At 65.2% G+C, this 24,049-nt stretch carries 21 protein-coding genes; 11 read left to right on the forward strand and 10 right to left on the reverse strand.

Features of this window, described 5'->3' with window-relative positions:
* Positions 1 to 18: 18 nt before the first annotated feature.
* Both XF30_RS26035 and XF30_RS37865 read right to left on the reverse strand, forming a co-directional pair.
* Positions 19 to 1,308: a c-type cytochrome gene (locus XF30_RS26035; RefSeq protein ID WP_502696169.1), complete on the reverse strand. Its 1,290-nt coding sequence runs from the start codon at positions 1,306 to 1,308 to the stop codon at positions 19 to 21.
* An 88-nt stretch (positions 1,309 to 1,396) separates the two neighbouring features.
* A complete protein-coding gene (locus XF30_RS37865; protein WP_128262436.1) occupies positions 1,397 to 1,657 on the reverse strand; it encodes a hypothetical protein in 261 nt (86 codons plus the stop codon).
* A 236-nt stretch (positions 1,658 to 1,893) separates the two neighbouring features.
* Here XF30_RS37865 and XF30_RS39855 point away from each other — a divergent pair, with 236 nt between their 5' ends.
* Positions 1,894 to 2,016 (forward strand): hypothetical protein, encoded by a 123-nt coding sequence (locus XF30_RS39855; RefSeq protein ID WP_260346694.1) that lies wholly within the window; start codon positions 1,894 to 1,896, stop codon positions 2,014 to 2,016.
* 313 nt (positions 2,017 to 2,329) lie between these two features.
* The gene (locus XF30_RS26040; RefSeq protein WP_109144256.1) at positions 2,330 to 3,466 is read left to right on the forward strand and encodes a GNAT family N-acetyltransferase; all 1,137 of its coding nucleotides are present in this window, start codon (positions 2,330 to 2,332) and stop codon (positions 3,464 to 3,466) included.
* 20 nt (positions 3,467 to 3,486) lie between these two features.
* Here XF30_RS26040 and XF30_RS26045 read toward each other — a convergent pair whose 3' ends face one another.
* Positions 3,487 to 4,704, reverse strand: a complete 1,218-nt coding sequence (locus XF30_RS26045; RefSeq protein ID WP_192893251.1) for an FAD-dependent oxidoreductase — start codon at positions 4,702 to 4,704, stop codon at positions 3,487 to 3,489.
* A 409-nt stretch (positions 4,705 to 5,113) separates the two neighbouring features.
* On the opposite strand from XF30_RS26045, the gene XF30_RS26050 reads away from it, so the two are divergent.
* From XF30_RS26050 to XF30_RS26060, 3 genes are all read left to right on the forward strand, one after another.
* Complete coding sequence (locus XF30_RS26050) at positions 5,114 to 6,460, forward strand: lipopolysaccharide biosynthesis protein (RefSeq protein WP_109144258.1); 1,347 nt, start codon at positions 5,114 to 5,116, stop codon at positions 6,458 to 6,460.
* Between the two features lie 206 nt (positions 6,461 to 6,666).
* Positions 6,667 to 7,842, forward strand: coding sequence for a glycosyltransferase family 4 protein (locus XF30_RS26055; protein WP_109144259.1), 1,176 nt, complete (start codon positions 6,667 to 6,669; stop codon positions 7,840 to 7,842).
* Positions 7,843 to 7,871: 29 nt separating this feature from the next.
* Positions 7,872 to 9,407 (forward strand): glucosamine inositolphosphorylceramide transferase family protein, encoded by a 1,536-nt coding sequence (locus XF30_RS26060; RefSeq protein ID WP_109144260.1) that lies wholly within the window; start codon positions 7,872 to 7,874, stop codon positions 9,405 to 9,407.
* On the opposite strand, the gene XF30_RS26065 is transcribed toward XF30_RS26060, so the two are convergent.
* From XF30_RS26065 to XF30_RS26095, 7 genes are all read right to left on the reverse strand, one after another.
* Positions 9,372 to 11,078 carry an FAD-dependent oxidoreductase gene (locus XF30_RS26065; RefSeq protein ID WP_192893252.1) on the reverse strand — a complete coding sequence of 569 codons (1,707 nt, stop codon included), beginning with the start codon at positions 11,076 to 11,078 and terminating at the stop codon, positions 9,372 to 9,374. The two genes, XF30_RS26060 and XF30_RS26065, sit on opposite strands and share 36 nt — an antisense overlap.
* 67 nt (positions 11,079 to 11,145) lie before the next feature.
* A complete protein-coding gene (locus tag XF30_RS26070; protein WP_192893253.1) occupies positions 11,146 to 11,613 on the reverse strand; it encodes a MarR family winged helix-turn-helix transcriptional regulator in 468 nt (155 codons plus the stop codon).
* 150 nt (positions 11,614 to 11,763) lie between these two features.
* Positions 11,764 to 12,711: an ABC transporter substrate-binding protein gene (locus XF30_RS26075; RefSeq protein ID WP_036023609.1), complete on the reverse strand. Its 948-nt coding sequence runs from the start codon at positions 12,709 to 12,711 to the stop codon at positions 11,764 to 11,766.
* Between the two features lie 101 nt (positions 12,712 to 12,812).
* Positions 12,813 to 13,853, reverse strand: coding sequence for an ABC transporter permease subunit (locus XF30_RS26080; RefSeq protein WP_036005162.1), 1,041 nt, complete (start codon positions 13,851 to 13,853; stop codon positions 12,813 to 12,815).
* Positions 13,846 to 15,369 carry a sugar ABC transporter ATP-binding protein gene (locus XF30_RS26085; RefSeq protein WP_109144262.1) on the reverse strand — a complete coding sequence of 508 codons (1,524 nt, stop codon included), beginning with the start codon at positions 15,367 to 15,369 and terminating at the stop codon, positions 13,846 to 13,848. The genes XF30_RS26080 and XF30_RS26085 overlap by 8 nt, the downstream gene beginning before the upstream one ends.
* A gap of 138 nt (positions 15,370 to 15,507) precedes the next feature.
* The gene (gene xylB, locus XF30_RS26090; RefSeq protein ID WP_109144263.1) at positions 15,508 to 16,953 is read right to left on the reverse strand and encodes a xylulokinase; all 1,446 of its coding nucleotides are present in this window, start codon (positions 16,951 to 16,953) and stop codon (positions 15,508 to 15,510) included.
* A 13-nt stretch (positions 16,954 to 16,966) separates the two neighbouring features.
* Positions 16,967 to 17,890 (reverse strand): LysR family transcriptional regulator, encoded by a 924-nt coding sequence (locus XF30_RS26095; protein WP_036023604.1) that lies wholly within the window; start codon positions 17,888 to 17,890, stop codon positions 16,967 to 16,969.
* Between the two features lie 107 nt (positions 17,891 to 17,997).
* Here XF30_RS26095 and XF30_RS26100 point away from each other — a divergent pair, with 107 nt between their 5' ends.
* The 6 genes from XF30_RS26100 to XF30_RS26125 are packed head-to-tail and all read left to right on the forward strand — an operon-like array spanning position 17,998 to position 24,039.
* Positions 17,998 to 18,321 (forward strand): Dabb family protein, encoded by a 324-nt coding sequence (locus XF30_RS26100; protein WP_036005173.1) that lies wholly within the window; start codon positions 17,998 to 18,000, stop codon positions 18,319 to 18,321.
* On the forward strand, positions 18,318 to 19,397 hold the full coding sequence (locus XF30_RS26105) for a maleylacetate reductase (RefSeq protein ID WP_036005176.1): 1,080 nt from the start codon (positions 18,318 to 18,320) through the stop codon (positions 19,395 to 19,397). Before XF30_RS26100 ends, XF30_RS26105 begins: the two co-directional genes overlap by 4 nt.
* Before the next feature lie 4 nt (positions 19,398 to 19,401).
* Complete coding sequence (locus XF30_RS26110; RefSeq protein ID WP_109144264.1) at positions 19,402 to 20,790, forward strand: amidohydrolase family protein; 1,389 nt, start codon at positions 19,402 to 19,404, stop codon at positions 20,788 to 20,790.
* Positions 20,787 to 21,689 (forward strand): NAD(P)-dependent oxidoreductase, encoded by a 903-nt coding sequence (locus XF30_RS26115; protein WP_109144265.1) that lies wholly within the window; start codon positions 20,787 to 20,789, stop codon positions 21,687 to 21,689. Before XF30_RS26110 ends, XF30_RS26115 begins: the two co-directional genes overlap by 4 nt.
* A 15-nt stretch (positions 21,690 to 21,704) precedes the next feature.
* The gene (locus XF30_RS26120; RefSeq protein ID WP_109144266.1) at positions 21,705 to 22,589 is read left to right on the forward strand and encodes an intradiol ring-cleavage dioxygenase; all 885 of its coding nucleotides are present in this window, start codon (positions 21,705 to 21,707) and stop codon (positions 22,587 to 22,589) included.
* Between the two features lie 55 nt (positions 22,590 to 22,644).
* Positions 22,645 to 24,039: an FAD-linked oxidase C-terminal domain-containing protein gene (locus XF30_RS26125; RefSeq protein WP_109144267.1), complete on the forward strand. Its 1,395-nt coding sequence runs from the start codon at positions 22,645 to 22,647 to the stop codon at positions 24,037 to 24,039.
* Positions 24,040 to 24,049: the final 10 nt, after the last annotated feature.

Raw genomic sequence — 24,049 nt, forward strand, 5'->3', positions numbered from 1 at the left:
CGAATCGGCGCAAGGCAATCATCTCGACGTCGCGCGGGCCAGAAATTCGGTCAGCGCGCGTCGGTCCTCGGCCGAGCCGATGCGCTGCTCCGGCATCTTGGTGCCGGGGGTGTAGGCATTCGGCCCGATTTCGAACAATCGTGCGACGGTTTCCGGCGTCCAGACGATGTCCATCGTCTTCAGTGCATCAGAGAAGCGATATCCCGGCACCGAAGCGATCTTGCGGCCGTAGAGTCCCGCAAGTGTGGGACCCGCGCGCTGCACCTCCTTGTCCGAGAGCGTGTGGCAGGCAACACAGGCCCGAAACACATCGGCGCCGTGATCGCCGGCATAGGCCGCAAGCGGGTCGGCCGGTGTGCCGACCAGGCTTGAACCGATGGGATTGCCGGTGCGGGCATTCCAGCGCCTGATCCTGCCGTCCGCACCACCCGTCATCAGTGTCTCGCGATCGGCAAGGAAGGCGACCGCCCACACCGGCAGCCCGGGCCCAACCAGGGTGCGCAGCAGGTTGCGCGACTTGCGCTCGATGATCGCCACCGTGCCGCCGATCCCGGCCGCAGCGATCAGCGCACCGTCCGCCGACATGGCCAAGGCCACGACCGGCGTCGGACTGGCTGCGACCTCGCCGCTGACCTTGCCGTCCGTTGTCAGCATGCGCAGCCTGCCATCGACCGCGCCCGTGACGATTTCACCATCCGGCGCGACAGCCACCGCGTTCAGCGGCGCCGGCAAAGTCACGATGTCAGGTTGGCCATCCGGCAAACGCCAGATGCGCAGCGCAAGATCGTAGCCGACACTGACGAGCCTGCCGTCCGGCAGGAAAGCGACCCCATTGACGTTCTGCGTATGCCCTTCGAGCACGCGGGATGTGCCGTCCGACAGCGACCAGAGCCGCACTGTCTGGTCCCATGACGCCGATGCGAGAAGCGTCCCATCGGACGACACAGCAAGCGCCGCGATCGGAGCGACATGTCCCTCCAGCACCCGGTCCGGCTCCGGCCGGCCCGCCGTCCACACCGCAATGCGCGCATCGGCTCCGGCCGTGATCATGCGGCCGTCTTTGAGAAAGGCGACGGCGTTGACGCCATCGGCATGATACCGCAGCACGTGCTCTGCCGTATCCGTCCTGAGCGACCAGCGGATAACGGCGGTGTCGAAGCTGCCGGAGAGAAGGCTGTCGTCATCGGGCGAAATGGCGAGAGCCCGTATCGGGCCGCCGTGTCCGACCATGTCGGCATGCACCGTCGATGCGGCAAAGATGGTCCACAGCAATGCGGCCACCTTCGTGCACAGAGCCGATCTGTTCATTCCTGGCCGCCCGCTGACATTCACCCGCTCGAGATTGCCAGAAGAGGCAACGGAAATGAATATCCTGGAACGGTCTACTTGAAACAGTCTACTTGGCCGGTGCCGTCGTGGTCTTGGACGACCCCTCCGGCGCGGGCTGCATTCCGGGCGGACTCTGGCCCTGGGGGCTTTCGGGCGGCGCACCACCCGAGCCGGTATTGATCGGACCCGTCCAACCTTGCGGCTGGAGCTGGCCCTTGTCCTCGGGAGGCGTTTGCCCCGTCGGCGAGTTGGTTTGCGCCGGCTGGGCCAGGGCGCCCTCGACAATGCAAAGTGCTGCGAAGCACAGGATCGTTCTCGGTAATTTCACGCCAAGCCTCCGATGCGCTCACCAGGCCTGCAGAAAACTTGCAAGACCCGCATCCGTTCCGGATCGTGCAGCGCAGCAGCGCCGAGCTCCGGTCCCTTGGCTCGATGGGCGATGCGTCTTTCCGCCGATCCCGTGTTCAAAAGCCCATAGCGGGCGGATGGCTGATGCGATCGACGAGCTTGCTCGCCGCAGGCCCTGTCGTATAGATGGCGTGGTCCAATCGAGGGAGGCTGAGGATGAAGGCTTTTTTGCTTGGCTGCGTCGCGGCCGTGGTGATCGCGGTTGGTGGCATGGTGATCCTCGATCGCGTGCAGGAGCCCGCCGCGCACGCGTTTGCCACCACCGGGGTGCGTCTCTGAGAAGGCTCACTCGCGCTTGAGCCCGATCGGCCCGAGGATCGGAGCGGAGGGAACGAGCTCGACCTTGCGAACCATAGCTTTCCTGCAGCCGAGGATCGTAGATCATTGCCTGCGCCATGCAGACGATGGCGCCGCGCAAGGTGCGCTCCATGCGCCATTTCCGCCTCCGGCTTCAGAATTTGGTAACCATACGAGCATGGTTGAACGCATTGGCGCAAATCGCGCGGCGGCAGTGTCTGACCTGTAACGGCCTTGGTATAAGCGCAGCTACGGTTCGAACGACGTTCGCGGATGATCCGGTTTCCTTGTGCGCATGAATAAGCCCAGCAACACGTTCGACATCGCCATCGAGCCGTCGTTCGACTTTCTGTCTCCGGAATATGCAGAGCTGTTCGATCGTTCGGCTGCCACTGCCTTCCAGCATCCGGTCTGGTTGCATAGCCTCTACACCAGGCTCGCGCCGGAAACGGATGCAACGGCTCTGGTCGTCGTGGTGCGCTACCGCGACACCGGCGCCCTTGCCATGGTGCTGCCGCTGCTCCGGATCCGGCGCGGTCCGATACGGACCATCGAGTTCGCCGACTTGCGCGTTTCCGACTATCTGGCACCGGTTTGCAGCCCGGACGTGTTCTCGCAATTGCTCCATGATGCGGCTGCATGCGCGCAGATTCGGCGCCTTGTCCGCCCCTTCGATCTGCTGCGAATGGCCAAGCTGCCTGACGGACGGCTTCCGATCGAGGACCTCCTCGCCACGTCCCGCCGTGTCTCGATGAACACCAATGCTTATGCCACGGTTCTGGTCGCGCCGTACGAGCAATGGCGGGCCAGTGCGATGGATCGCTCCTACCAGAAGGAGCTCGCCAAGAAATATCGCCAGCTGCAGAAGAAGGGCGCGCTGAGCTTCTCATGCTGCAGCGACAGCGCCGCCGTGCTCGAGACGATGGAGGTGATGAGGAAGTTTCGCGGCCCGCGCTTTCACGCACAAGGCGACGGAGACCTGCTGCAGCGGCCCGAATATTACGGCTTCTATTCCGACGTCGCCCTTCGGGGCCTCGGGTCCTTCGTTCGCCTCTATGCCATGAAGATGGACGGCGAAGTGATCGCCGCCGTGCTCGGATTGTGCCACCGCGACAGCTTCCTCGTCATCATGAGCGCCTTCGACATCGCCGGCTACAAGAGCCAGTCCATCGGCGCGCTGATGTTCGAACAAGTGGCGCGGGATTGTATCGAGCGCGGAGATCAGATGCTCGACTTCACCATCGGCGACGAGCCATACAAGAAATCGTTCGGCGCACAGGCTTCACCGATGTGGGAGGTCACGCAGGTCGGCAGCGCCGTAGGCGCAATCGCCCTCTTCGCGCTGAAGCAGGCGCCCTGGCTCAAGCTGGCGGCCAAGCGGCTCTCCGATTTGAAGGTTCAGCCCGCCCACACCGCGAGGCCCACGCGCTGACCGGCGGGGGGTCGCAGAGATCAGGCGCGCAATACGCCGCGGACGCGGCCAAGCCAGCCCGGATGCATCTGATCGACGCGGTGTGCAAGACTGCGCCGCAGGAAGTGCAACCGTCGCCGCACGTCCCAGCCGATATCGTTGCGCGAGGTCAGCGCCTGGCGGAAGCGTGCCATCTTCAGCGATTGCTGATCCGCCGCGATCTTGTCGCGATCGGCATAGAATTGCGAGATCTTCTCCAGGCCCATGCCTGCGGTCACGAGCCATTGCGGCACATATTCGGTGCAGAGACGGTCGACGTCCACGAGCAGGCGGGCGACGCCCGTTCCGGCCGCAGGACAATTGGTCTGGAACGCATCGCCGATGAGCACGATTCCGGGCCGGAGATGCCCCTCGACGACGGTCAGATCCATCACCCAGTTCTGGACGCGATCGGTCACACGGAAATCGCCGAGGTAGCTCCGCAATCCCGGCAGCAGGCGCAAAACTGTCGCCTCCGGTTCGCGGCGCAACTCGCGCATAACAGGATCGGTCGGATCGCGGAACATGAAGAGATTGGCACGCATTCCGGCGTGGACGGGAAACAGGCTGAGATAGTCGATGCCATCGGCGGTGCGTTCGCCGTAACAGGTCAACGCCTCGAAATCGAACGGGGTGCCATCCTTGCGCGCGATCGTGAAACCGAACGACACCGAATGGCGCTCGGCAAGCACGCGCCGCCTGATGCCGAGCTTGTAGCCCAGGGCTCCCGCCATGCCGGTGGCCAGAACGACGAGGCGCGCCGCCACGCGCCGTCCGGAGGCGAGCTCGAGATGCTGGACATCGCCGCTGCTGCCAATCGCTGTGACCTCGTCGACGATCAGGTTGGAAGGATCCGGAAGCTGGCGACGCGCCATTGCGACGAGATCGGCATAGGCAAATCCGTAAGCCCTGCCGACGCTGACATCGACCACCTTGCCCTCACGGATGTTGAGCACTTGATCATATCGGCACGCGACATCTTCGAGCGCATCGAGAAAGCCGAGCTTGCCGAACAGCTCCAGCTGATGGCCGCCAATCTTCTCGACCCGGAACTCATCCGGATGGACTGCCCGCTTGTCGATCAGAGCGACGCGGCGCCCTGCCCGGGCCAGCACGGCCGCCGCAAGCGATCCCGCAAGACCGCCACCGACGATGGCGACGTCCGAGTCGATGGTTGCGGTCTCGTCCCCGTCGACCGGCTCGGTCACGGTTCTCGTCATGGCTCCGGCTCCCACGGTTAACAGCGTCTGCAGTGCAATTCTCTCGCCTGATGTCGCATCGCAGGGCCGGGTGCGAACATTTCCTGAGATTGAGGTTAATGACCGCAGGTGCCCAGTTCGCCGACTCGCCGCGGCACGCGTCTTGCTGTCCCGAAACCATTCTGCACGCGAGCCCCGGATCTCGCCTTCTCAGTCGTCGATGCGGCGTTATGCCGTCCGTCGCGCGACTTGAAACTCGCAGATGTTGGACAATGGAGACAGCGATGTTCCAGAACGAAGCAACCCGTATCGCCGCGATCGCCGAAATCCTCCAACTCGTCCATTAACACTCGCGATTGCTCGACATGCTAGGTTCTCGCCGGTATCGGAACATGTCTCGTCAGGGGAGCGCGGCTCCCTTAACCCTTCCATGATCGCATCCATTCTCCAGTTCATGCGGCGCGACGTCACGCGCGGCGTTGCCGGGACCATCCTGCTCAAGGTCGGCAGCGGCGTGCTCGCGTTCGCGTTGTTCTCGCTGGCTGCGCGGACGATGTCGCCTGACGGCTTCGGCATCTTTGCGACCTGGCTGTCGGTCGCGCAGATCGCAGCCGTCGTGGGACTGGTCGGCCAGGAATCCCTGCTGGTGCGATTCCTGAACGAATATCAGGTCGGCGAAAGGCCGGACCTTACCAAAGGCGTGCTGCAATCGAGCTTGAAGATCGCCTCGGTCGCAATGCTGATCGTGATCGGCGGGATCGCGATCGTCGCGAGCATAAGAGGCGACTGGTGGCTGCTGATCCTTGCGGTGTCGGCCTACACGGCCGTCAATGCCGGATTGATGCTCGGCAGCCAGATCGCGCGCTCGCTGGTCAGCATTATCATGGGCGAAGGAAACCGCGAGTTCCTTTGGCGGGCCCTCGTCGTCGTGTTCCTGCTCGTCATGCTGCTCGCCCATCGCCAACTCGATCCGGCCGAGCTGTTCGCGGCGATGACGGTCGCCATGTCGGTTGGCCTTGTTGCGCAGATCGTATCCGTCGCGCGCGTGCTGCCGGATCTGCGCAGTACGCCGGCGCGCTCGGAGACGTCACGCTGGCGATCAAGTGCCCTGCACTTCTGGCTCGCATCGATCCTCGAAGTCGCCAATCAGTATCTCGACGTCATTCTGGTCTACTGGATGCTGGATCCGACGACCGCGGGAATCTACTTTGCCGCCTCGCGCCTCGCCAACATTTTCGCCATGGTGTCCGCGGCGCTTTACACGTTCGGTGCGCGCCGGCTCCCGTCGCTCTATTTCAGCAAGAACCACGGGGAGTTCGAGCGGACCTCGCGCTTGATGGCGGAAGTGACTGGGCTCTGCGTCGTCGCCGGTCTCGCCACGATCTGGATCGGCGGCCCCTATCTCCTCAACCTGTTCGGACCTCATTTCGCCGAGCAGCATTCGGTCCTGATCGTGCTTGCAATCGGAACCGCCATTCAGGCGGCGGGCGGCCCGGCTGCTGCGATCCTGCAGCTGACCGGTCATGAACGAATCTATGTGCCGGTGGTCGCTGCCAACGTCGGGCTGCGGCTCGTCGGATTTCTCGTCCTGGTCCCCTTCCTCGGCGTGCTTGGCGCGGCGATTTCGACGACCGTGTCGCTCGCGCTCGCGACCATCGCCCTGAACGTCCTCTGCCGCCGGCGCAGCGGGGTGGATCCTTCCGTTCTGGTGCTCTTGCGCTTCCCAGCATCGAGGCGCGGCAATTATGCCGTTCGTAGCGCGGACTCGCGTGACTAGGTGTCAGCACGCGCCGCCGGGGTGAACGCGCAGGACCGATTGGTTAACGCGCCAGCCGGGAACCAGCGGAAATGCTGCGCCAACGACACCGTCGCCATCGCGCCGCATTAACTCCGTTTGTTGCTAGCCGGTGTCCGCGGGATGCCCGCATGATAGGTACGGAGTTAAGAAGGTGAAGATTTCGTTGCTTTAGCGGGTCGGGATCCGTGCTCCATTATCAGCCGAACAAGGACCTGGACGAGACGAGCGCGACGGCACCTGCGCGGCCGAACGGCAGTGGGCGAAAACTCCACGTGCTTCTTGCGCAAACCCAGGCCGAGAACGCCGGTGCACAGGAGATCTCGCGGCTGCTCGGCGCCGGGCTGACCGCGCGCGGTCACCGGGTCACCAACCTGTTCTTCTTCCGCAAATCGGACTCCTTTGACGAACCGCCCGCCACGCTCTACTGCGCGCCGAGCCGGCCGGGCAATCCGCTGGCGCTGCTGCGGATGCTGTGGACGCTCGGCCGCCACATCAGAACCACCAGGCCCGACGCCGTCTTGACCTTCCAGCATTTCGGCAACGTCATCGGCGCCGGCGTCACGCGCCTCGTGAGCCGTGCACCCGTCGTCGCCAATCAGGTTTCATCCGCGCTGGCGATGAGCTGGCCGGTCCGCACCGCCGACATCGCCATGGGCAGCCTCGGCTTCTTCGACTGCATCACGCTCAATTCGCAGGACATGGAGCGCGAATATTCGCGCTACCCCGCGGCCTACCGGTCGCGCATGGTGCATGTGCCGCACGGCTTCGACGACAAGGCCCTTACCCTGTCGAAGGAGGCGGCACGAGGTCAATTCAACCTGCCACCGGACCGCGTCCTGCTCGGTTGCGCGGCACGGCTGCATCCGCATAAGCGGCTCGATCTGGCGATCGGTCTGCTGCCGGATCAACCGTCCTGGCATCTTGCGCTGGCCGGCCAGGGAGCCGACGAGGCCCGGCTGAGGCAGCTCGCGAACGACTTGAACGTCGCGGACCGTCTGCATTTGCTGGGAGAGATTCCTCCTGGCCGGATGGCGGACTTCCTTGCTTGTCTCGACGTGTTCGTCTTTCCGACCCAGGCCGAGACCTTCGGTCTGGCCGCGGTCGAGGCCGCCAACGCCGGTGTTCCCTCCGTCGTCACCGATCTTCCCGTCCTGCGCGAGGTATTGTCCTACGAGGGCAGACCGACGGCGCTCTTCGTCGATGCCTCCGATCATGCGAAGCTCTCCGCGGCGGTCTCCAGGCTGGTAACCGACAAGCAATTACGTGACGAGCTGCGACAAAACGCCAAAGGCCTGCGGCTGCGCTATTCGGTAGATGCCATGGTCGAGGAATACGTCCGGATTCTCGACCGGGTCGTTTGACCTGATACGTCGGAACAGATTGGCTCGACATGATCATCGAGTTTCGCTGTGAACGTGACTATGCGCGGCGCTGGATGGACCGCAGGACGCTGTCGGTCGACGGCCGGGACATGTCGGTGCAAGTTGCATGGACGGCAACGGCGGAGCCGCGGCCGGCAGGTCTCGATGCGCTGTTCGAGCTCGAACGCATCGTGTTGCACAAGGGCAAGCACAGCGCCGCCGACAGGCTGACGATCAGCTCCGAACCAGCACGGGTCAGCATCGGCACCGCCGACGTAATCGTCGATTTCACGAATGCCCCGCGCGATCCGGCGAGCCCGGCCCGGCTGTATCTGCGGCCGCTGTTCAACGGCGTCGCAGGCGAAAATGCCGCGCTCGCCGCCATCCTCGCCGGCGACCTGCCCGTGATCGAGATCGTCAACGAGATCGACGGTTCGGTCCTCGACCGCGGCCATCCGTCCGGTGAGATTGCTGCGGGCCTCAGTGGTGCGCTCGAAACGATCATGGCGCGGACCCTCACCATGCTGGCGGCGATCCTGTCGGGAAGGCCGCGCATCGTGCCGCACCTGCCGCGCCCCGCTTCAACTGTCCCGCACCGCGGACCCGTTGGCTACGTGGCGCGCGGCCTTGCCGTTTCGATCGCCAAGGAGATCTATCGCCTCTGCTGCTATGCCCCGCATTGGCATATCGGATGGCGCTTCAACGACGGCCCGGGCGTCTGGCAGACCGGAGACCTGTCAGGTCCAAGCTGGAACGTTCTGGGAGATCCTGGAAACCACTTCTACGCCGATCCGTTTCCCGTCACGTGGCAGGGACGGACCTTCGCCTTCTTCGAGGATCTCGATCACCGTGTCGGAAAAGGTATCATTTCCGCGATCGCGTTCAACGACGCGGGGCCGATCGGCGAGGTGACGCCGGTGCTGGAGGAGCCCTGTCACCTCTCCTATCCGTTCCTGATCGAGGACGATGGCGAGCTGTGGATGATCCCGGAGAGCTCGACCCGCGGGGACGTCGCCCTCTACAAATGCACTCGGTTTCCGGACAAATGGGAGCGATACGCAACGCTCCTTTCCGGCCTCGAGCTGGCCGACGTCACGATCACGCGCCACAACGGCCTGTATTATCTGTTTGGCGCCTGGCGCGACGGAACGGGTGGCTATTCGGATTCGCTGGCGATCTATTACGCCGATCGGCTCTTGGGGCCTTGGCTTCCCCACGCCAGCAATCCCGTCTTGATCGACCGCGCCAGCACGCGGCCGGCAGGAAACTTCGTCACGCTCGATGACAAACTGTGGCGACCGGTCCAGGATTGCACCGACGGATACGGCGCAGCGCTTGCCCTGGCGGAAGTGGTCGAGCTGTCGCCGACGGTATTCAAGCAGGTCGTCCGCCACACTCTGAAACCCGGACCGGCATGGCCGGGCAGGAAGCTGCACACCTTGAATCGCTGCGGGCGGCTCGAGCTGATCGACGGATCGCGCGTCCAGCCCAAGACCAGTCTCTTTACGAGCGCAATTCCATCGGCCGTGTCACCTGCGCGAACCAATCCCTCCACCGCCGGCTAGCAGCCGCGCGTCTTCGCGCCCGAGTACGCGGCTAAGAACGCGTGCGATCGTTCCGGCCTGCGATGCGTTGCCGCGCCAAGCCACGATCTGGTCGGGACGTATCAGGGCGAGATCCGCCTCATAGAGATCGCGCAACGATCTGGGTAGCGTGACGAGCTTTACGTCGGCCCCGATCGCGCGAATGGTGTCAGCGAATGACGCATGGGCCGACATGACGTCCCCAAACTGAAGCAAGGTCCATTCGAATCCGAACTGGTCGTATAGCGACATGCCGTCCTCCAGCCACGCATGCGGTGGGCGGCCACCGGGAGAGGCGGTGGGAACGTAGACGTTGGCAGCATCCGGCGGCGGCTCGCTACCATCGGGGACGATGATTGGGGAGCCGTCGTAGCGTCCGCCGAAGGTGACGCCGGGGATGTTGAACTCGGCACGGGCGTGCTGATTGAGATAGGCACCCGCGATTCGCCGCGCCTTGTGGCCGGCCTCCGTGGCATCCTCGATCTCCGGCGCCGGCGCGAAGAGGCCAAGCGAATCGGCGAAGCGGCGCGCATGATCGGTGTTGCGGAGCGCCACCGGACGCCGCTCGACCTCGTAACTATTGAGCAGTGCCGCCGGGCTCACGCCCTTGACGACGCTTGCGAGCTTCCAGCCGAGATTGACCGCATCCTCGATGGCGGTGTTGTAGCCGAGCCCGCCGGTCGGCGTGAACAGATGCGCCGCGTCGCCGCCGAGGAAGACCCTGCCCCGCTGCATCCCGCTTGCCACCAATGCGTGACCGGCGGTCCAGGTCAGGAAGGACAGAACTTCGCAATCGATCGGCGCACCGCAGGCGCGCTGGAACGCGGCTTTGGCCTGGTTGATCGTGATCGCAGTTTCGTCCTCGGCCGGTCGCAACTGGGTGTGGAATGCAAACTCATCGCGGCCGTTCACCGAAGCCATGAAGGCGCGGCGGTCGCCGTTGAAGCAATTGTACATCCACGCTTTCGCGTGGGGAACGCGCGCGTAGAAATCGGGCGAGCGGAGATAGACCGCCAGCATGCGGCCGCCCATGAAGTCGCGCTGCGTCCCGCTCTCGCCGCCATAGACGATCCCGAGCGATTGTCGGACCATCGAGCGCGGCCCGTCCGCCCCGCCCAGGAAGCCGGCCCGGACCCGGGAGCGGCTGCCATCGTCGAGACGTTCGATTTCGCCGACGATACCGTCATCACTTTCCGTGTAGCCGATCAGCCGGTGACCGTAGTTGAGCTGGATTCCGGGCAGCCGTTCGGCGTGGCGGCGCAGCACCGCCTCGACATATTTCTGCGAGACCCGATGCGGCAGCTCCGCCGCGCTCCAGGAGCCTGACATGCCCTTGATCAGCTCACCCGCCCGCGACGCTGACGGCAGCGCGAACCGCGCCAGCTCGTATCCGGTATAGCGCGTGAAATATGCGACATCGGTCGGGTAGTCCGCGGGCAGACCTTCGCGCCTGATCTCGTCGGCAAAGCCCAGCCGCCGATAATGCTCCATCGAGCGCGCCTGCGTCGCATTGGCTTGCGGGTTGAAGGCCGTGCCCGGCTTTTCGTCGACCAGGATCGCGGACACGCCGCGGCGGCCGAGCTCGTTGGCCAGCATCAGCCCGCAAGGGCCCCCGCCAACGATGAGCACCGCGGCCGTCAGACGAATTTCCAAGCTGCTTCTCCCTACCAACGCCAACCTGCATGGTAAGGACACCTGACTATTTCGTCAAGCTGCCTGACTAATCCGGGTCATCGAGCGTGTCGAATTCCGTGCCATACACCGCGAGCCCCTTCAGGATTGCATCCATCGTGGCCTTGCCGAGCTCGACGCGCATCTCCCGCTCGGCGATGTCGACGGCATCACGGAACGCATCGAGCCATTTGCGTCCGGCCGGCGTGAACACGACGATGCGCGCGCGCCGGTCGGTCGGATCGGCGATGCGATCGACGAGGCCGAGCGCGGCGCATTGGTCGACCAGCTCGCCCATCGCCTGCTTGCTCATGGAGGCGCGGCGGGCGAGCTCGGTGAGCCGCGTCCCCTCCACGTCCAGATTGCGCGTGAGGCTGACATGGGCGATGCGCGTCTCGTCGTGGCCCCGCTCGGTCATCAATTCGAGCACACGGCCTTCGAAGCGCCGCACCGCGTTATTGAGCAGGCGGCCGATATTGGCATGCCGCCACGCGGTGCCTGACGTCGTGGATTTCACCGGATCTGCTTTCCGAATCGACCGAACGAGATCGTGGAAAGCTAGCACAGGCATTGCTGCGTGCTACTGGTGAGCACGCGAGGTATCGGCGGCGGGCGGCGCGATCGAACCGCCACCCGCCATCTCTCGTGCTTCGAACGCCCCGATGCCTTACTGCGAGCGATCCGAGGTCCAGCCCTTGTACGCGGCAACGTTGTCCCTGGTCACCAGCTTGGACGGCAGCAGCTCGACGGTCGAAGCCGGCTTCTGGCCGTTGAGAATGCCGACGCCGACCTGCACGGCCCGCCGCGCCATGAAGAACGGATCCTGCGACGCGGACGCCTGAATCTGCGGCGACTGCGGATCTTTCAGCGCGGCCTCGATATCGGGCGCGCCGTCGACGGCGGTGATGATCATGCCGGTTCGGTTCTGCTGGCGTGCCGCAAGGTCGGTGCCGATCGCCTGCGGATCGTTGATGGCGAAGATGGCGTCGATCTTGGGGAAGCGGGTCAGATAGCCCTGCGCGACGGTGAGGCCGCCCTCGCGCGAGCCCTTGCCGTCCTGGTCGCTCGACAACACCTTGATGCCGGGATTCTTCGCGAACACGTTCTTGCAGCCGACCACACGGTCGATCACGGCGGAGACCTGCGGCCCGTTCTCGATGATGACGTCACCCTTGCCGCCCAATTTGTCGACGATGTACTGGCAGGAGATCTCGCCGGCCTGCACGTTGTTCGTGGTCACGGTGGCATCGGCGCCTTCGGCCGCGGTGTCGACAGCGACGACGACGATGCCTGCGGCTTGCGCCTTCTTGATGGCCGGCCCGATCGCCTTGGGATCGCCGGGATTGAGCAGGATCAGGTCGACGCCAGCGGCGATGAAATTGTCGATCTGGGTGACCTGCTTGCCGAGGTCGTATTCGAAGCCGACCGTCGTGATCTTCACGTTGGGATTGGTCTTCTTGGCCTCGAACTCGGCGCCCTTCGACAGCGCGACGAAGAACGGATTGCCCATCGATCCCAGCGAGACGCCGATCGACTTGAGCTCCTTGGCGAAGGATGGTGCGGTGGTGAGGGCAAGCGCCATGGCGGCGCCGGCGAGCATGATCGTCTTCAACATGGACTTCCTCCCTGGTCTGTCTTCGTCCCCGGCGCGGCAGACCAGTTGCCGCAACGGAATCTCGTCTCAAGCCATGCGCACGCCGTTGCGCGCCAGACCTTTCACGTTCTCGCGGAGCCTTGCAGCCGGTAGCGGTCCAGCGCCACGGCACCGATGATCACCAGGCCCTTGATCACATATTGCCAGATGTCGGAGACACCGATCAGGATGAGCCCGTTCGAGAGCACGGCGATGATGAGCGCACCGACCAGCGTGCCCCAGATCGAGCCGATGCCGCCGACGAACGAGGTACCGCCGAGGATCACCGCGGTGATTGCATCGAGCTCATAGGACTGGCCGAGCTGGAGTCCGTTGGCTGCGTAGAGCCGCGCCGCCTGCATGGCGCCGCCGAGCCCGGCGAAAAGTCCGGAGATGCCGTAGACGAAGATCAGGACGGCCCAGACCTTGATGCCGGCAAGCCGCGCTGCGCTCTCGTTTCCGCCCACGGCATAGATATGCACGCCGAGCACGGTCCGGCGCAGCACCAGCCAGGAGACGAGAATGACGAGCAAGGCGATTACCGAGAGCCATGGGATCGACGCGACTCCGGGAATGAGCGTCAACGAGCCGTTGCCGATGAAGGCATAGGGAATGGAGGGATTGAACACGGTGGTGTCAGCCCCGAGCAGCCGCGCCAGGCCGCGCACTGCGGTGAGCGAGCCGAGCGTGACGATGAAGGGCGGCAGGCGCAGCAGCGCAATCAGCGCGCCGTTGACGATGCCGAAGACGAGGCCGGTGAGCAGTGCGGCCGGCAGCCACAGCAAGCCGAGCTCCGGCATCTTGGAGAGCGTCAAACCCGCCATCGCGGAGGCCGCCAGGATCGAGCCGACCGACAGGTCGATGCCGCCGGTGAGGATGACGAAGGTCATGCCGGCGGCGAGCACGGTGTTCACCGCGGCCTGCTGCAATACGATGCCGAGATTTTGTCCGGTGAAGAAGCGGCCTTCCGACAGCACGTTGAAGCCGATGCAGAGGATCAGCAGCACCGGCAACATGCCGAGCGCGCTGATCAGCATCCTCATCCGCTGGCGTCTTGTCTCCGCGGCAGCGCCATTGGTCGTCGTCGATGCCGGCTTTGCCTCCGCAGCACCATTGTCAGGCATCGAGATGCTCCATCCCCGTGGCAAGCCCCATGATGTCTTCCTGCGCAAGCGGCGAATTCGGACCGCGGCTGACCTCGCCGGCAATGTGCCCGGCACGCATCACGATGACGCGGTCGCAGATGCCGATGATCTCGGGCAGATCGGACGAGATGACGAGGATCGCGGTGCCGGCCTTGGCGAGATTGTCGATGATCGAATAGATTTCCGACTTGGCACCGACATCGACGCCGCGCGTCGGCTCGTCGAGAATGAGGACCTTCGGCGCGATGGCGAGCAGTCGCGACAGCAGCACCTTCTGCTGGTTGCCCCCTGACAGGCCGCCGGCGGGAACGCCGGCATTCGCGGCGCGGATGCTGAGGCCGGCAAAGGCGCGGTCGGCGCGCTCGCGGGCCTTGTCGCGATCGAGAAACCAGCCGAGCTTCGCATCGCGGCCGAGCACGGCGAGGTTGATGTTGTCCAGACACGACATGTCGAGAAACAGGCCGAGCGCTTTCCTGTCTTCCGTCAGATAGGCGATGCCGGCCTCGAGCGCCTCGCCCGGCGTGCGGATCTCGACCGGACGTCCCTCCAGCTCGAGCCGGCCGGAGGTTTTCGGTGACGCGCCGATGATGAGATGCGCAAGCTCGGTGCGACCGGCGCCGATCAGGCCGGCAAGGCCGACCACCTCACCCGCATGCACGGTGAGAGAGCAGCCCTTGACGCGCCCGCCATCGGCCATGTCGATCGCCGCGAGCACGGGATGCCCCCGCCCCGCCTCCGGATCATGGTCCTTCTTGTAGAACGAGGAGACGTCGCGACCGACCATCAAGCGCACGATGGTGTCGGCACGGATCTCGGGCTTGTCGAGCGAGCCGACCAGGCGGCCGTCGCGCAGCACGGTGACGCGATCGCCGAGCGCATAGACCTCGTCCATGCGATGCGAGATGTAGATGATGGCAAGGCCCTCGGCGCGAAGCTGGCGGATCAACGCGAACAGCCGCTCACTTTCGGCGGCCGACAACGAGGTGGTCGGCTCGTCCATGATGAGGATTTTCGATCTGACGTGCAGCGCACGGGCGATCTCGACCAGCTGCCGCTGCCCCATGGACAGATGCGCCACCAGCGTCGAGGGCAGGAAGTCCGCGCCCAGGCGCTTCAGGATCGGGCCGACGCCCTCGCGCATTGTGCCGCGCGCCAGCAAGCCTGACCGCGATATCTCCCGTCCCAGATAGATGTTCTCGGCAACGCTGAGATTGGGAGCGAGCGACAGCTCCTGGTAGATGATGGAGATGCCCGCCGCGCGGCCGCCGAGCGGGCCTTCGATCCGCACCGCCCTGCCCTCCATGCGGATCTCGCCGCCCGGGTCGGGCCGGTAGGCGCCGGACAGGATCTTCATCAGCGTCGACTTGCCGGCGCCGTTCTCACCCATCAGGGCGTGAATTTCGCCGGGATAGACGGTGAGATCGACGGCCCGCAGCGCCTTGATGCCGAAGAAGGTCTTCGAGACCCCGCGCATCTCGAGGATCGGATCGTTCATCGTGCCTCCCGGCGCACAATGCGTTTCCCACCCGCGTCTCGTTTCTCGGCAACGCGGTTTGGTCATTAAACAAAAGCGGGTGACGCAGGGCAATACCGAAGGCGAATATACCGAAGTATGCAAACCAGATTGGGCCAGCTAGTGGCGCGGCCGATACAGGTCGCGCCAGGCGGGAAGCCGTTCAGCGTAGGCATCGACCAGTGCAGCGTCGGGCTCGAATGTTTCGATGCGCTGCGGCTGCATGCATACGTCACCGATTGCCTCACCCGTGACAGCAAGCCGCCCCAATCTCGCCGCACCGAACGCGGCGCCGGTTTCACCTCCGGCAAAGCGATGGATCGGAATGCTCAGCACGTTCGCCAGCACCGAGAGCCAGAAGGTAGAGCGTGAACCGCCGCCAATCACGTCGGCCTCCGCAATCCCGATGCCGGCATCCGCGAGCGCATCGCGGCAATCGGCAAGCGCGAAGGCAACGCCTTCGAGCACCGCCCGCACGATCGCCGCGCGATCGGTGCCATGGCTCAGGCCATCCAGCATGCCGCGCACAACGGGATCGTCGTGCGGCGTCCGCTCACCGGCGAGATAAGGCAGGAAGCTCACGGGCGACGGCGCCTGCGGTCGTGCTCCAAGCGGCGCCAGCAGCTCGGCCTCGGCGGCGCCGAACAGGCGCGCGAGCCAGGCAAGGCAGGAAGCGGCCGAGAGGATCGCGCCGGCCTGAATCCACATCCCTGGAATGGCGTGGCAGAACGTGTGCACGACACGGTCGGGATTGGCGGCGATCCGGTCGGTCGGGACCATGAGCGCACCCGAGGTTCCCAGCGACACGAAAGCGGCTCCCGGCCGGATTGCGCCGATGCCGATGGCGCCCGCGGGATTGTCGCCGGCCCCACCCGCGATCACCGGCTGCCTGATCATCCCCCAGCGCCGCGCGAGTTCGCTGCGCAGCGTGGTTGCGGGCGCGCATCCCTCGACCAGGCGCGGCATGTGCTCGCGCGACAAGCCGCTCGCTGCCAGCGCTGCGTCCGACCAGTCGCGGCGCGCGACGTCGAGCCACAGGGATCCCGAGGCATCCGAGACATCCTCGACGGCCTCGCCCGATAGCACCAGTCGCAGATAGGCCTTTGGCAGAAGAACGAGTTTCGTCGCCGCAAAGATCTCGGGCTCGTGCGCGGCGATCCAGAGCAGTTTTGGCGCGGTGAAGCCCGGCATCGCCTTGTTGCCCGTCACCTCGCGCAAGGCGGGCCAGCGTTGCTCCAGGACACGGCACTCAGTCGCAGAGCGTCCGTCGTTCCAGAGGATGCAGGGCCGCAGCGGCCTAGAGCTCGCATCGAGCAGCGTGGCGCCATGCATCTGGCCGGACAGCCCGATGCCTGCGACCGCCGCCAACGCATCGGCATGCGACGCCTTGAGGGCATCCAGCGTGGCGAAGGTCGCATCGATCCACTGCGCCGGATCCTGCTCGGAATAGCCCGGTTGCGGCGAGACGGTCGCGAGCGACCGGCTCTCGCTTGCGATCACGCGCTGGGCATCATCGACGAGAACCGTCTTGACCGCCGACGTGCCGAGATCGATGCCGAGATACATGGCTGCTTCCCGCTCACTTCGCCGCGTCGATCCAGATCCCCGGCTCTGAATGCTCCCGGATGTAGCTGACGAGGAAGTCGGAGAACACCCTGATCTTGGCAGGCAGCCTGACGCGGTTCTGATAGGCGATGTTCATGGTGAGCAACGGCAGCTGCCAATCGCTCAGGACAGGCACCAGCCGGCCAGCCGCGATATCGCCCTGCACGATATAGAGCGGCTGGATCAGGATGCCGAGCCCCGCGCGCGCCGCACCACAGATGATCTGGCCGTCATTGCTGTCGAGCGTCGGCGCGATCCGGATCGTCTGCGTCGTGCTGCCCTGGCTCAGCCGTAGCGAATAGGGATCATTGGCGAGATTGTAGATCAGCATGTTGTGACGGGCGAGATCGGCGGGATGCTCGGGCCGGCCGTGCTTCTCCAGATAGGACGGAGCGGCCGCGAGCACGCGGTGCATTTGCCCGATGCGGCGCACGATGATGTTGGAATCCGGTTCGTGCTCGCGGGTGCGGATCGCAACGTCAATGCCGGCTTCGATGAAGTCGAGGTAGCGGTTCGCGCTGATGATCTGCACGCTGAGATCAGGATAGAGCGCACGGAAGGCGGGCAGCATCGGCGCGAGGTAGATCATCGCAAAGGACAGCGAAGACGTGACGCGCAGCATGCCCTTCGGCGACAGCGCGCGGTCGGAGACGGCGTCCTCAGCCTCGGCGAGCTCGTTCAGAAGCGTGCTGCACCGCTGCAGCAGTTCCTGTCCCGCTTCGGTCAGCCATTGCCGGCGCGTGTTGCGCTCGATCAGCCGGACCGCAAGCCGCTCCTCCAGCGCACTGAGATGGCGGCTCGCAGCGGCGTTCGACATCCGCAGGATTTCGGCGGCCTTGGAAAGGCTGCCGAGCTCAGCGGTTTTGGAGAACACCTCGAGTTGAAGCAGCCGGTCCATTTTTGCATAAAGAGGAAAAGAGACTTACAAATTTTGACCTTTATTTCCGTTTTCTGCAAGGCAAAATGGCGCCAACAAAGCACCATTGCAGGCGAGGAAATCAGGAAATGTCGGGCCCGATCAGGCACATCGTGATGTGGCGACTGCGCGGGGAGAGCCCTGAGGAGCGCTCGGCCGCCCGGCTCAAGGTCAAGACCCTGTTCGAGGGCCTCAAGGGCCGGATCGACGGCCTCACCCATATCGAAGTCGGCATGGACGTCAGCGCGGTTGATTATGCCTGCGACGTGGTGCTGTTCTCCGAATTCACCGACCAGGCGGCGCTCGCCGCCTATGCCAACCACCCGGAGCATCTGCGCGTGCGCGAGGCGCTGGGCGACTTGCGGATCGGGCGCTTCCAGGTCGATTATCCCATCAAAGAGACCGGCGCATGATCGGCTCGTTCACCTTCGAAAACCTGCCCTGCCGCGTCGTGTTCGGCAGCGGCACGCTTGCCTCAGCCAAGGCCGAGGTCGAGCGGCTCGGCGGCAAGCGTGCGCTGGTGCTGACGACGCCGCAGCAGGAGGCACAAGGCAAGAGCTTGGGAGCCGCGCTCGGCCCGCTCTATGCCGGCATCTTTTCCGGCGCCACCATGCACACGCCGGTCGAGGTCACGGAACGCGCGCTCGCGGCAATGAAGGCATGCGAAGCCGATTGCGTCGTTTCGCTCGGCGGCGGCTCGACCACCGGGCTCGGCAAGGCCTTGGCCTTGCGCACCGGCGTCAACCAGCTCTGCATTCCCACCACCTATGCCGGCTCGGAGATGACGCCGATCGTCGGCCAGACCGAGAACGGACTGAAGACCACGGTGCGCGATGCAGCCGTGCTGCCGGAGACCGTGATCTACGACGTCGACCTGACGCTGACGCTGCCGGCGAGCCTCGCCGCAACCTCCGGCATCAACGCGATCGCCCATGCCGTCGAGGCGCTTTACGCGCGCGATGCCAATCCTGTCACCTCGCTGATGGCCGAAGAAGGCATCCGCGCGCTGGCGCGCGCCCTGCCCGCCATTGCCGCGAAGAGCGACGATCGCGAGGCCCGCACCGAGGCGCTCTATGGCGCCTGGCTGTGCGGTGTCTGCCTCGGCACGGTCGGCATGGCGTTGCATCACAAGCTCTGTCACACGCTCGGCGGCACTTTCGACCTGCCGCACGCCGAAACGCACACCATCGTGCTGCCGCATGCGCTGGCCTACAACGCGCCGGCCGTGCCCGACGCGATGGTGCGGATCGCGCGCGCGATCGGGGCAGCCGATGCAGCTCGGGGGCTTTTCGAACTTGCGAAACGGCTGGGTGCGAAGGTCGCGCTACGCGACGTCGGCATGCCCGAGGGCGGGATCGACAAGGCGGCTGACCTCGCAGTCACGAATGCCTACTGGAATCCGCGGCCGCTCGAACGAGGCGCCATTCGCGAGTTGATCGCGCGCGCCTGGACCGGCGAGCCACCCGGCGCCATCAAAGCGGTAGCTTGAAGCGATGCGGCGCACCCTGATCAGATCCGCCACCGTCATCAGCATGGATGACGCGATCGGCGATCTCTCGACCGGCGATGTGCTGGTCGAGGGCAGCCGGATCGCCGAGGTGCGCCCGTCGATCGACGCTGCGGCCGACACGGCGGTCGTCGACGGCACGGGCCGCATCGTCATTCCCGGCCTGATCAACGCACATATGCACACTTGGCAGACCGGCTTGCGCGGCTTTGCCGCGAACTGGACGCTGCTGGAATATTTCCGCCGCATGCATGCGGGCCTCGCCACCGTGTTCCGGCCCGACGATATCTACATCGCAACCCTCGTCGGCGCGCTGAACCAGATCAATCACGGCGTCACCACGCTGGTCGATTGGTGCCACAACAACCCGACGCCGGATCATACCGACGCCGCCGTGCGCGGCCTGATCGAAAGCGGCGTCCGCGCCGCGTTCTTCCACGGCTCGCCCAAGCCCGAGCCGAAGCCGGGCGAGCCGCATTTCTCGGAAGTGCCGCATCCGCGCCGTGAGGTCGAGCGGCTGCTGGCCGGGCCCCTCGCCGACCGCGACGGCCTCGTCACGCTCGGGCTCGCCATCCTCGGTCCGCATTATTCGACGCTCGACGTCGCCATGCACGATTTCCGCCTGGCGCGGGAGCTGAAGCTGATCGCATCGATGCATCAGGGCGGCGGTCCGGCCAAGACGCCCGGCGGCTGGGAGAAGCTGCTCGAGGCCGGCCTCGTCGGTCCCGGCATCAACATCGTCCACGGCAACGATCTGCCCGATGATCTGCTCGATCGTCTCGTCGATCTCGGCGTATCGTTCTCGGTGACGCCCGAGAACGAGATGATCCAGGGCCATGGCTTTCCGATCACCGGCCGCCTCCTGAATCGCGGCGTGCGGCCGACCATCGGCATCGACCTGGAGTCCGTGCTGGCCGGCGATCTCCTCTCCGCCGCGCGCGTTGCGCTGTCGATGCAGCGGGCACTGGACAATGTGGAATCGCGCAAAGCAAGTGGCGCCATTCCGGCGACGACCACGATTCCCGTGCGCGAAGCGCTGCGCTGGGTCACGACGGAAGGCGCCCGCATGCTCGGCCGAGGGCACCAGATCGGCTCGCTGACGCCTGGCAAGCTCGCCGACCTCGTCATCATCAACGCCTCCGACCTCAATCTCCATCCAGTGCACGATCCCGTCGCAACCGTCGTGATGCAGACGAGCCTCGCCAACATCGAGGCCGTCATGATCGGCGGTGCCTGGAAGAAGCAGAACGGGCGGCTATTGGTCGAGGGACTCGAGACGAAGAAGGAGCTGCTGGCGCAATCCGGCCGGCGGCTGGTGCAGGATATTGAACGACAGGGACGCGCCGCCTGCGGAGCCAATGGACAAGAACAATGACTGACGCTCTGAAAACAGTTGGTTGCATCGGGATCGGCAAGATGGGCCTGCCGATGTCGGTGCTCGTCGCCAAGGCGGGCTTTGCCGTTACCGCGTTCGACCAGAGCGCGGCGCGCATCGACGAGGCACGCGCGCAGGGCATTGCGATTGCCGCTTCGCCGGCCGAGGCCGTGCGCGGCAAGGCCGCTGTGATCACGTCCCTGCCCGACGACGCCGCTTTGCGCGGCGCATTGCTCGGCTCCGCCGGCCTGATCGCCGCGATGGCGCCCGGTGCCGTCTTGATCGAAACCAGCACCGTGAGTGTCGAAGCCTCGGCTGAGGTTGCGGCCGCCGCGCCGGCACGCGGCATTTCCTATCTGCGCTCGCCGGTCTCCGGCAATGCCAGCATCGTTCACACCGGCGCGCTGACCTGCTTCGTGTCGGGGCCGAAAGACGCCTTCGAGAGCGCAAAGCCGCTGTTCACCGCATTCACCCGCGCCCAGACCTATCTCGGCCCGGCCGAGGAAGCGCGCTACGCAAAACTCTCGGTCAACCTGATGATCGCGGTGTCTGCGGCGATGATGGCCGAGAGCCTGGCGCTGGCGCGCAAGGGCGGCATCGCCTGGCAGGACATCCTGAAAGTGCTCGACGACAGCGCGGTCGCCTCTCCCATGGTGAAGTACAAGACCGCGCCGCTGCGGACTCGCGACTTCGAGTCCACCTTCTCCTGCAAGCAGATGGCCAAGGATCTCGACCTGATCCTGGGCGCCGGCCACGCCGTCGGCGTGCCGCTGCAGCTCGCCGCCCAAGTGCGCGAGACCTATGGCGCGCTGGTCGCCCAGGGCGACGGTGATACCGACTTCATTGCGACCGTCAAGCATCTCGAACGGCTGTCCGGCCTCAGCGAGCCGAAGCTGTGATCCACGGAGGCTGACATGCGTAACTTCAACGAAAACACGATCACGGACGCCGTTCTGGAGCGGATCGCGGGCGCGACCGATCCACGCATCAAGCAGGTGAGCGAAGCGCTGGTGCGGCACTTGCACGCCTTCGTCCGCGAGGTGCGGCCCACCCAGAAGGAGTGGGAGTTCGGCATCGATTTCCTGACCCGCACCGGGCACATGTGCAACGACAAGCGCCAGGAGTTCATCTTGCTGTCGGACACGCTCGGCGTCTCCATGCTGGTCGACGCCATCAACCATCCGGTGCCCGAAGGCGCGACCGAGACCACGGTGCTCGGCCCCTTCTTCGTCCAGGCTGCGCCCGAGAAGGACAGCGGCGCTGACATCTCCGGGCCGATGGATGGCGATCCCATGCTGGTCACCGGCTCGGTCTCGACCGTGGACGGAAAGCCGCTCGCCGGCGCGATCGTGGACGTCTGGCATTCCGACGACGACGGCTATTACGACGTGCAGCAGCTCGACAAGATCGGCGATCTCGCGATGCGCGCCCGCTTCCATACCGACGCCAACGGCCGCTTCCATTTCTGGTCGATCAAGCCGGCCGCCTACCCGATTCCGCATGATGGACCGGTCGGCGAGATGCTGGAGGTGCAGGGACGCCATCCCTGGCGCCCGGCGCACGTGCACTTCATGATCTCAGCGCCAGGTTTCGAGCAGCTAGTTACGCACGTGTTCGTTGCCGGCGACCAATATCTCGACAGCGACGTGGTGTTCGGCGTCAAGGACAGCCTGATCCGGGAGTTCGTCCGTCATCCCGCCGGCCGTGCGCCGGATGGTCGCATGGTGGAGCGCGACTATTTTCATCTCAACTATGACTTCGGCCTGAAGCAGCTCGCGAGCAACGCAAGAGCCGCTTAAGCTGAACGACGGACCAACAAGAGTCCGGAGACAGGGAGCAAACGGGAGCTTACGGATGGGACCGCGGGTCAGCACGGACATATTGGCCGAGCGCCTCGCCGGCATGATCGGACCGCGCGCGAGCGTCGCGCGCGGCGTGCTCGATCAGCATGGGCAGAGCGAGTCGCATTATCGCAGCCTGCCGCCGGACATCGTCGTCTTCCCTGAGACGACGCAGGAGGTCGCTGAAATCGTCAAGCTCTGCGCCGGCGCGGGCATGCCGATCGTCCCGTTCGGCGCCGGGACCTCGCTCGAAGGCAATGCGGCCGCGGTCGCCGGCGGCGTCTGCTTCGACTTCGCGCGCATGAACAAGGTGCTCAGCCTGCACGACAGCGACATGGACGTCGTGGTGCAGCCCGGCATCACGCGCAAGCAGCTCAATGCGGAGCTGCGCAACACCGGCTTGTTCTTCCCGATCGATCCGGGCGCCGATGCCTCGATCGGCGGCATGACGTCGACGCGCGCCTCGGGCACGATGGCGGTGCGCTACGGTACCATGAAGGACAATGTCATGGCGCTCGAGGTCGTGCTGGCCGACGGCCGCGTGATCCGTACCGCCCGGCGCGCGCGGAAATCGGCGGCCGGCTACGACCTGACGCGCATGTTCGTCGGTGCGGAAGGCACGCTCGGCGTCATCACGGAGATCACGCTGAAGGTACACCCGGTGCCGCAGGCGATCTCGGCGGCAGTCTGCAGCTTCGACACCCTGCACGATGCGGTGGACACCGCGATCTCCGTGATCCAGTCCGCGATCCCCGTGGCCCGCATCGAGCTGCTCGACGATGTCATGATGCGCGGCATCAATGCCTACGCAAAGCTCGGCTATCGCGAGGCTCCCACCCTGTTCTTCGAATTCCATGGCTCAGAGACTTCCGTCGCCGAGCAGGCCGAAGCCGCGCAGGCGATCGCGGCCGAGCATGGCGGCCATGGCTTTGCCTGGGCTAAGGCGCAGGAAGACCGCAGCCGGCTCTGGCATGCCCGCGACAACACCCTGTACGCCGGCCTTGGCTTGCGGCCCGGCGCGCGCGCTGTGATCACCGACGTCTGCGTGCCGATCTCGCGTCTGGCGGAATGCCTGATCGAGACGCGGCGCGATGCTGACGAGCACGGCTTCACCGCGCCGATCGTCGGCCATGTCGGCGACGGCAATTTCCACATGCTGATCCTGATCGACCCGACACGACCGGAGGAGGTCGAGGGCGCCAAGGCGCTGCAGGCCCGCATGGTCGCGCGTGCCATCGCCATGGACGGCACCTGCACCGGCGAGCACGGCATCGGGCTCGGCAAGATCGACTATCTCACCGACGAGCTCGGCGAGGCCGTGGACGTGATGCGATCGATCAAGGCGGCGCTCGATCCCGACGGATTGATGAACCCCGGAAAGATCTTTGCTGGCAGAGCCAAAACATGAGCAATAAGCC

Origin of the sequence: Bradyrhizobium sp. SUTN9-2 (genome assembly GCF_003122645.1) — a bacterium.
In the GTDB taxonomy this organism is placed as follows: domain Bacteria; phylum Pseudomonadota; class Alphaproteobacteria; order Rhizobiales; family Xanthobacteraceae; genus Bradyrhizobium; species Bradyrhizobium yuanmingense.

What these genes read in the sequence shown, in the direction of transcription:
- XF30_RS26050 (WP_109144258.1), top strand. Translation starts at nt 5,114, where the DNA reads ATGATCGCATCCATTCTCCAGTTCATGCGGCGCGACGTCACGCGCGGC.
- XF30_RS26115 (WP_109144265.1), top strand. Translation starts at nt 20,787, where the DNA reads ATGACTGACGCTCTGAAAACAGTTGGTTGCATCGGGATCGGCAAGATG.
- XF30_RS26085 (WP_109144262.1), bottom strand. Translation starts at nt 15,369, where the DNA reads ATGAACGATCCGATCCTCGAGATGCGCGGGGTCTCGAAGACCTTCTTC.
- XF30_RS26125 (WP_109144267.1), top strand. Translation starts at nt 22,645, where the DNA reads ATGGGACCGCGGGTCAGCACGGACATATTGGCCGAGCGCCTCGCCGGC.
- XF30_RS26060 (WP_109144260.1), top strand. Translation starts at nt 7,872, where the DNA reads ATGATCATCGAGTTTCGCTGTGAACGTGACTATGCGCGGCGCTGGATG.
- XF30_RS26035 (WP_502696169.1), bottom strand. Translation starts at nt 1,308, where the DNA reads ATGAACAGATCGGCTCTGTGCACGAAGGTGGCCGCATTGCTGTGGACC.
- XF30_RS39855 (WP_260346694.1), top strand. Translation starts at nt 1,894, where the DNA reads ATGAAGGCTTTTTTGCTTGGCTGCGTCGCGGCCGTGGTGATCGCGGTT.
- XF30_RS26040 (WP_109144256.1), top strand. Translation starts at nt 2,330, where the DNA reads ATGAATAAGCCCAGCAACACGTTCGACATCGCCATCGAGCCGTCGTTC.
- XF30_RS26105 (WP_036005176.1), top strand. Translation starts at nt 18,318, where the DNA reads ATGATCGGCTCGTTCACCTTCGAAAACCTGCCCTGCCGCGTCGTGTTC.
- XF30_RS26095 (WP_036023604.1), bottom strand. Translation starts at nt 17,890, where the DNA reads ATGGACCGGCTGCTTCAACTCGAGGTGTTCTCCAAAACCGCTGAGCTC.
- XF30_RS26110 (WP_109144264.1), top strand. Translation starts at nt 19,402, where the DNA reads ATGCGGCGCACCCTGATCAGATCCGCCACCGTCATCAGCATGGATGAC.
- xylB (WP_109144263.1), bottom strand. Translation starts at nt 16,953, where the DNA reads ATGTATCTCGGCATCGATCTCGGCACGTCGGCGGTCAAGACGGTTCTC.
- XF30_RS26080 (WP_036005162.1), bottom strand. Translation starts at nt 13,853, where the DNA reads ATGCCTGACAATGGTGCTGCGGAGGCAAAGCCGGCATCGACGACGACC.
- XF30_RS26100 (WP_036005173.1), top strand. Translation starts at nt 17,998, where the DNA reads ATGTCGGGCCCGATCAGGCACATCGTGATGTGGCGACTGCGCGGGGAG.
- XF30_RS26045 (WP_192893251.1), bottom strand. Translation starts at nt 4,704, where the DNA reads ATGACGAGAACCGTGACCGAGCCGGTCGACGGGGACGAGACCGCAACC.
- XF30_RS26075 (WP_036023609.1), bottom strand. Translation starts at nt 12,711, where the DNA reads ATGTTGAAGACGATCATGCTCGCCGGCGCCGCCATGGCGCTTGCCCTC.
- XF30_RS26120 (WP_109144266.1), top strand. Translation starts at nt 21,705, where the DNA reads ATGCGTAACTTCAACGAAAACACGATCACGGACGCCGTTCTGGAGCGG.